The sequence below is a fragment of the Bifidobacterium boum genome, assembly GCF_000741535.1.
In the GTDB taxonomy this organism is placed as follows: domain Bacteria; phylum Actinomycetota; class Actinomycetes; order Actinomycetales; family Bifidobacteriaceae; genus Bifidobacterium; species Bifidobacterium boum.
The window spans coordinates 487,863-495,453 of sequence record NZ_JGYQ01000016.1; the positions used below are offsets into that span (position 1 = coordinate 487,863).

The 7,591-nt window shown below is 61.1% G+C and carries 4 protein-coding genes; all 4 read right to left on the minus strand.

The features are described 5' to 3' along the window. Position 1: 1 nt before the first annotated feature. Positions 2-1,798, minus strand: a complete 1,797-nt coding sequence (argS, locus tag BBOU_RS07915; protein ID WP_026503176.1) for an arginine--tRNA ligase — start codon at positions 1,796-1,798, stop codon at positions 2-4. Between the two features lie 67 nt (positions 1,799-1,865). Continuing rightward, on the minus strand, positions 1,866-3,239 hold the full coding sequence (locus BBOU_RS07920; RefSeq protein ID WP_051616842.1) for an amino acid permease: 1,374 nt from the start codon (positions 3,237-3,239) through the stop codon (positions 1,866-1,868). Between the two features lie 283 nt (positions 3,240-3,522). Continuing rightward, a complete protein-coding gene (locus BBOU_RS07925; protein WP_026503177.1) occupies positions 3,523-3,909 on the minus strand; it encodes a RidA family protein in 387 nt (128 codons plus the stop codon). A 238-nt stretch (positions 3,910-4,147) separates the two neighbouring features. Then, on the minus strand, positions 4,148-7,591 hold a 3,444-nt coding region (locus BBOU_RS07930; RefSeq protein ID WP_035142645.1), incomplete at its 5' end, for an adhesin isopeptide-forming adherence domain-containing protein.

A 7,591-nucleotide genomic window follows, 5' to 3' on the forward strand; every position in this document is an offset into this window, starting at 1 on the left:
TTCACATCTTCTCCGGTGCGCTGACGCCGAGCAGGTCGAGGCCAGCGGCAATGACGGTTCGGACGGCGTCGTTGAGCTTCAAGCGTGCGGCGGCGCGTGCCGGTTCGGGGTTCTTGGCGATACGCAGCGCTTCACGTTCGGCTTCGGGCTTGCGTTCTTCGAGGTCGGTCAGCGGCATCGGTACGACGCGTTCGACGTTGTACCACTTGTGGTAGGCGGCAGCGAGATCCTCGAGGTAGTGGGCGATGCGGTGCGGGGCGCGCAGGTCGCCGGCTTGGGCGAGCGCGGCAGGCCATTGGGCGAGCGCGGCGAGCACTTCGCCGTCGGCTTCAGTGTCCAGCAGGGCAAGGTCGGCGACAGTCGGGTCGATCTGCGCCTCGGCCGCATTGCGGTCCACGTTGCAGCTGCGGGCGTGCGCGTACTGCACGTAGTACACCGGGTTGTCGTTGCTGTGGGAGGCCAGAAGGTTGAGGTCGATATCCACGCTCGTGTTGTAGTCGGTGCGGGCGAGCGAGTAGCGGGAGGCGTCCACACCGATCGCGTCGACCAAATCGTCGATGGTGACGACGTTGCCGGCGCGCTTGGACATGCGTACGGCTTTGCCGTCCTTCATCACGTTGACCAGCTGACCGATGAGAATCTGCATATTGACGCCCGGCTTGTCGCCGAAAGCGGCGCACATGGCCATCATGCGGCCGATATAGCCGTGATGGTCGGCGCCCAGCATGTAAATGGCCACGTCAGCCGGGTCGGTTGCGCGGTGACGCTTGTTGTAGTAATAGGCGATATCGGCGGCGAAATACGCGTAATTGCCATCGGATTTGATGATGACACGGTCCTTGTCGTCGCCATGCTTCGTGGATGCGAACCAAGTGGCGCCGTCTTTTTCGAAAATGTCGCCTTGCTCACGCAGCTTGGCGATGGCGCGCTCGACTTCACCGTCCTGGTACAGGCTGTTCTCATGGAACCACACGTCGAAATGTACGCGGAAATTCTTCATGGATTCCTGGATTTCAGCGAACATCATCGGGACCGCTCGCTTGCGGAACTCTTCGCGTTGTTCGGAGTCGCCTTCGCCGAGGGGCTCACCATCAGCGTTCTTGCCGCCGTCGACTCGCGGCAGGGCGAGGATATCGATGCCGTCGGCTTTCGCTTCGTCGATGACACGCTGCGCGATTTCATCGATGTACGCGCCCTTGTAGCCGTCAGCAGGGGTTTGTTCACCGTGGGCTGCGGCGACCAAGGATTTGGCGAAACGGTTGATCTGCTCGCCGTGGTCATTGAAATAGTATTCGCGCACGACTTTGGCACCGTTGGCTTCGAGCACGCGGGCCATAGAGTCGCCGACCGCCGCCCAGCGGGTGCCGCCGATATGGATTGGGCCGGTGGGGTTTGCGGACACGAATTCGAGGTTGAGGGTCTGTCCGGACAGGTGGTTGTTACGACCGAACTGCGCACCTTGTTCGAGTACGGCGTCCACGACCGCCGCGGCGGACGCGGAATCAAGCGTGATATTGATGAAGCCGGGGCCGGCGACCTCGACGGCGGCGACCCCGTCGGCGGATTGCAGGCGTGCGGCAAACAGTTCCGCCAAATCACGCGGCTTCATGCCGGCCTTCTTGGCCAGTTGCATGGCAGCGTTCGATGCCCAGTCGCCGTGGCTGCGGTCCTTGGGACGCATGACCGCGAATTTTTCGACCGGCGGGATGAGATCCTCGGTCAGGGTGCCAGCCTCGCCGGCGGCGACCAGATCATGGGCAATACGGGAAATCAGTTCACTGAGCGCTTCTGGATTCATTCTTCAAAGTCTAGCGAGGGTATTGGCCAAGTGCCGGCGTTGTCGCCGCCATAACAGGCAGACAAGCTCAAACGGTGACGGGCGTGCCCTCATCGTGCCGTCTGTTGTGTTTCAGCCGTTCACGCAGGTAATACACGCCGTAGCACAAGGCGACGAAGGGGATCATGTACAGCAGCGTGGAGCGTTGCGCCGGGTCGGCGACCACCAGGACCAACGCGAACAGGCACATGATGATCGCGATGATCGGAACCGCCGGATAGCCGGGCGCATGATAGGCAAGCGAGTCGACGGACCTGCCGGAACGTTTGAGTTCACGCCGGAAGAGGATATGACATATCGCCACTGACATCCACACTACCAGTGTCGCCAAGCCGGAAATCGCGACCAGCGCCAAGTACACTGTCGAGGCGGCGACCACGCTGGACAGCAGGGCGAGCAGACCGCCTGCAAGACTGACCAGTACGGCGAATACGGGGACACCGTGGAAATTGGTTTTCGCCAGGATCGACGGAATCATATGCTCTTTGGCCAGCGACCACACCATGCGCGAGCAGACGTACAATCCGGAGTTCGCCGCGGACAGTACGGCGGTCAGTACGACGAAGTTCATCACGTCCCCGGCGAACGGCATGCCGATGCTCTGGAACACAAGCACGAACGGGCTGGCGTCCACGCCGGACTGTTTCCAAGGGATCAGCGCGGCCATGACGGCGATCGAGCCGATGAAGAAAATCGCCAGACGCAACACCGTGGTGTGTACCGCTTTCGGAATCGCCCGATCCGGGTTTTTGGTCTCCCCTGCGGCCACGCCGACGACTTCCGTGCCGGAGAAAGCGAACACGACGGTCAGAAGCGTGGAGAATACCGGCATAATCCCGTTGGGGAACCAGCCGGAACAATAGTAGTTTGAGAACAACGGCGCGTGGGTATACCCCCTGATGGGGATGATGCCGAATATGGCGAGCAAACCGATCGCAATGAACGCGATAATGGCGACCACCTTGATGCTGGCGAACCAGAACTCCGACTCACCGTACAATCTGACGGACAGGATGTTCAGCGTGAATACGACGGCGATGAACAGCGCGCTCCACACCCATGCGGGTGAATGCGGGAACCACCGTTGCATGAGCAGGCCGGCCGCGGTGAATTCAGAGGCAAGCGCCACCGCCCAGTTCAACCAGTACAGGATGGCGATGGTGAACGCGGTGCCCGGTCCAATGAACCGGCGCGCATACAAGTGGAAGCTGCCGGCATACGGCATGGCGACCGATAGCTCCCCGAGCGAAAGCATCACGCAGTAGACAAGAACCGAACCGATGAGATAGGCGAGGATGGCACCGAGTGGCCCCGCCTGATGAATGGTGTAGCCGGAGCTGAGGAACAGGCCGGTGCCGATGACACCGCCCAGTGAAATCATCGTCAGATGACGTGATTCCATATTCCGTTCAAGCTGGGTGTCGGGGCTTTGCAACCCGTTCGTATCCGGGTTCACCGTAGGATTGGTTGCACTCTCGCTGACGGCGGCGTGCGATGAGGGTTCAAAATCAGTAGCCACGATGGTGTCCGATGCTCCTGTATTCCGGTGTTCTGGCGTATGCGGCTGACAGCCACGGCGAACTCATGCCCGCCGTGTGTCATCTCGTATGAACGTACGGCACCACCGTAGCGTCCCGGCGCGAATTGCGGGGACAACCACCGTGATGCCGTACGATGTCGGCGTGTCAGAGTGCCGCGATGGCGTCAATCTCCACCAGCGCGCCCGCCGGCAGATCGTTGCCGCCGAATGCGACGCGAGCCGGCTTGATATCGCCGTCGAACACCTCGGCATAGGCGGCATCGATTTCGTGGAAGTCCTCAACGTGCTTCATGTAGATGGTGGCACGCACCACATGCGCGGTATCAGTCCCCGCCGCCTCAAGCACATGGGCGATGTTCTTCAACGCTTGTGCCGCCTGCTCGCCAGCGGTGTCCCCCGCCAGCTTGCCGGTGGCCGGGTCAAGACCCAGCTGGCCGGATGCGAACACGAAGCCGTTGGCTTTGACGGCTTGACTGTACGCACCCAATGCGGCAGGCGCGTGTTCTGATGTGACTTTGACCAATTCGCTCATTGGAATGCCTTCCCTGGACTGTTGGACACCGCCGGGCACGTGTCTCTTTCTTCCACAGGATGCACGCCCGGCTCTGGTAAAGCCGCCGTAAGAGTCTGGACTCCCGTACAACGACCGTTGGCGACCAGTGTAGCGTCGCAAGCCCGGCCGGTATGCGGATATCCCACACCATGACATGCCGCAGACAGGCAAGCGTGTCGTCCCGTCTTGTCGCGGCACGCCATGATGAGGATTGCGACTACTGCTGTCGGCGACGGGTAGCGCCCGACATCCGGATCACCGCAGCCGCGGCCACCAGCATGCCCGTGGCGGTCAGCAATGCGATGATCGGGCTGCCGGTTTGCGCCAATGTTGGCCGGTAGCCGTGCCACGTATCAGCGGCGTTGACTGTTTCGCCACGGCATACGCCGTCTTGTCTGACCGCCGGCTGGTTGTCGAAGGGATTGTCGTCGACAAGCGGGCATGTCACCACCGTCGACGCGGTTACTGTCGCCCTGTCGGTGTGACGGCCCGTGACTGCTGACAGCATCGCAGTGACATCGACGGATTCACCCGGCTTGAGGACAAGCTCATCCCAGTGTTCTGGATATTGCCAGGCGTCCACCGTGGCGTCACCGACAGTGACGGTGTCATGCAAACGCAATCCGGTTACCGGCATGTCGCCGATATTGCGGATGCGGAACACGAGCCTCGTCTTGTCTTGGGTGATGGCGAGCGCACGCTCCATGGTATCCCGGTCACCGTCACGCTCTCCTGATGTCTCGTCGAATTTCACCAGTTCGATTGCGCCTCGTTCGAGTGCGGTGCGTGTCCACACCTCGTTGGATTCGCGGGTGATGCCGTTGAGAGTTTCCGCGAACCCGTTGGTGATGCGCTCTGCGGGCAGAATACGCTGCATTTGGATGAACAGCGTCCACGCGCCGGCCTGATTGCGACCGCCGAGCACGTGTTTGCCCCGTTCGGTCAACTCGATATGCAGCCGTCCGCCGGCATCTTCAACGGTGAGCAATGAGGAGTCGAGGCCGCTCCCGGCATCGTCATCATTCCGGTCGTTGGAGACCAAATCGATGTTGGTATGGCGTTCGATAAGCTCCCCCGCTTGCACAGGCTTGCCGTCGATGCTCATGTCATGGCGGGCGGCGAGAGCCCACTGGCCGAGGTATACGTCGTGCAACTCGTCATAGTCGTCGTCGATGTTCCACGAGTCGACATCGTAGGCACGATTGGCGGGCAGGTCTGAGGAATCGAGGCGGTACAGGAAGGTGGTGTGCAACGGGATGTCGGTGCCGTTGGCGCTGTCCCCGTGCATGGCGATAGTCACGTCTTTCGCCGGGTTCACCGGTTTGAGCGGGTTGACCACCGTCCGGGTGTTTGTACGCGTGGTTCCGGTGACCTGGGTGGCGGTGTTCTGCACGTGGACGCCGTCTTCGACCGCGATGACGGTCATCGGTAGCACGAGTTCATAACGCTGCCCCAGAACATGCTGGTCGATAGCCGGGTCGGTGTGGGGGTCGAGTGAGGCGGATGCGTAGGCTTTCAGGTCATCCGGCTGTCGTGCGGCGATGACGCGTCCGGTGGCCGGGTCGGTGGTATCTACAGTGGCGAAGAACGCGTACAGCACGCCGTCCCGGTCTTGGATGTTGAAGGCGCCGGTACGGTCGTTGCCGCGTTCGTCGGTCACAGCGACCCGGTCAAGGTCAAGCGCAAGGTAGCGTTCGTCATAGTCGTCGATGATTCCGAGCCGTTGGACCGTGTAGGCGCTGGACTGCAACGCGGATGCGTCGAGCGTGACACGGTAGTAGATGGTGTCGCCCAGCAATGCGGTCCGTCCGTCGATGGCGATACCTGCGTCGGCTTGGGTGACGGTTTTCTCCGGTACGATACTCGGCGGCTCGATGACAACCCGGTTCGACGGGGTCATACTGTTGTTCAGTCCGAGCGTCCATTGATTGCCTATGAGGCGCTTCGCCGGGGCATTGTCCGCCACCGTGCCGGTGAACTCCACCAAGAGATTCGGCAAGGTTCGCGTGTCGTTCCACGCCTGGTTGATTGCCGAACGGTTGAATACGATGTGGAAACGATGTTGTTCGCGATTCCAGTGCACGGTGTAATGCTGACGTCCGAATACCGTGTCGGAGCGGCGGTCGCGGACAAGGATGCTGTATTCGTCCGGTTCGAAATACCGGTCGTATTCGTCAGTGACGGTCACGCTGTCAAGGCGATACCCCAAACCGGTTCGTGCCGTAATATCCGCCGTCAGCTCGTAGGTGACACGCTGCCCCGGCATCACTTTGGCCTGGTTGATCGGTGTGCGGGCTCCTGTCTGCGAGGAGTGGGCGAGTACACGTTTGGCGGCTGGCGGCACAATCGCGCATAACGGTGGACGGTTCGCTTCCACGGTATGGTCGTTGACCGTATGCGTGCCTTGAGCGATGAATGATTTGCCTTGCGTGCTGGAGCACAGTTCCACCGCCTGCCCGTCTTTGGCTTGGTAATCTTTGCGTGTTTGAACTGCGCCCCCGCCATTGGCCAGGTTGATGCGACCGGGAACGACCAGGGTGAGCTGGCGGTGCGTGCCCAGTCCTTTCACTGACTGCCGGTAGGCTTGTGATGCCACGGCGGTCGCCGTGCCATCGTTGACCCGGATGGTGAATTCGCCGGTCACGTCTTTGCCGCGGCGGGCAATGTCAAACACTCCGGAAGTACGTTCTTGTGGGGTGTCGGCGGCATACACGCGGATTTCTGACGCTGCTGAAGGGTCGAACAGGTAATCCGCCTGCGACCAGCCGACGGTCAGCTCCAACCGTTGTGGCGCTTCGATGAGATGGGCGGGAAGCACCGCGTTGGTCGCCGCGGCTACCATGTCACCGTCCAGCAGCGAACGTCCGGCAGCCCCGACAGCATTGCTGTGGTCAGGGTCGATGACAGCATCCCAGCCGCCGTCATCACCGCGCAGCATCCACACGGTGTCCGGTTGCGGTTTCCATGTGGGGAACTGCTGTGGTTGCGTGGTCTGCTCGGGTTCTTCGTTCCATTGGACGGCTGCCACATCATTGACGATGTTGTGCCCCGGCGTGTTGACGGTGACGGCGAAGGAGAATTCGAACGCGTGGTCAAGCGGAAGCATGCTTTGGTTGTCTTTCCGGCTCGCGCTGACCGTATGCGCGTCCTTATCCCACGTGATGGTGAACTCGCCGGTATGGTCCGTACCGTCAGTCAAATCACTGATCCGATAGTCGTCAATCTGGTATGGCACTCCGTTCGCCGTGATGGTGTCGGTGATGTTCAGTTTCCAACCGCCACGCCCGGTGCCTGTGACGATCCGCGTGCGATTGACCATGCCGTCGGCACTCACCCCATCGTCCACATGTTTTGTCGGCGCACCCGGCGCACGGGAACCGACACGGAAACTTTCGGACGCCTGCCGATCTTCGGTGTTCACGCCGGCAGCCATACTCCCTTGTTGGGGAACAACGATGTCGAACCAGTAGTTGCCTTCCTGCCAGCCGTTCCAGCCGAAATCCGATGGTGTGAATTGTGGGGAGTCGACCGACCCCGCATGAGGCAACCGCACCGGCTTGTTGACCGACTGCGCCTTATACAAGCGGGCGGGATGCCCGTCATAGTTGAGCCACACTTGGGCGTCCACGTGCTCGTCAACCGCTGATCCCGCAGCGTCTGT

What these genes read in the sequence shown, in the direction of transcription:
- BBOU_RS07925 (WP_026503177.1), bottom strand. Translation starts at nt 3,909, where the DNA reads ATGAGCGAATTGGTCAAAGTCACATCAGAACACGCGCCTGCCGCATTG.
- BBOU_RS07920 (WP_051616842.1), bottom strand. Translation starts at nt 3,239, where the DNA reads ATGGAATCACGTCATCTGACGATGATTTCACTGGGCGGTGTCATCGGC.
- argS (WP_026503176.1), bottom strand. Translation starts at nt 1,798, where the DNA reads ATGAATCCAGAAGCGCTCAGTGAACTGATTTCCCGTATTGCCCATGAT.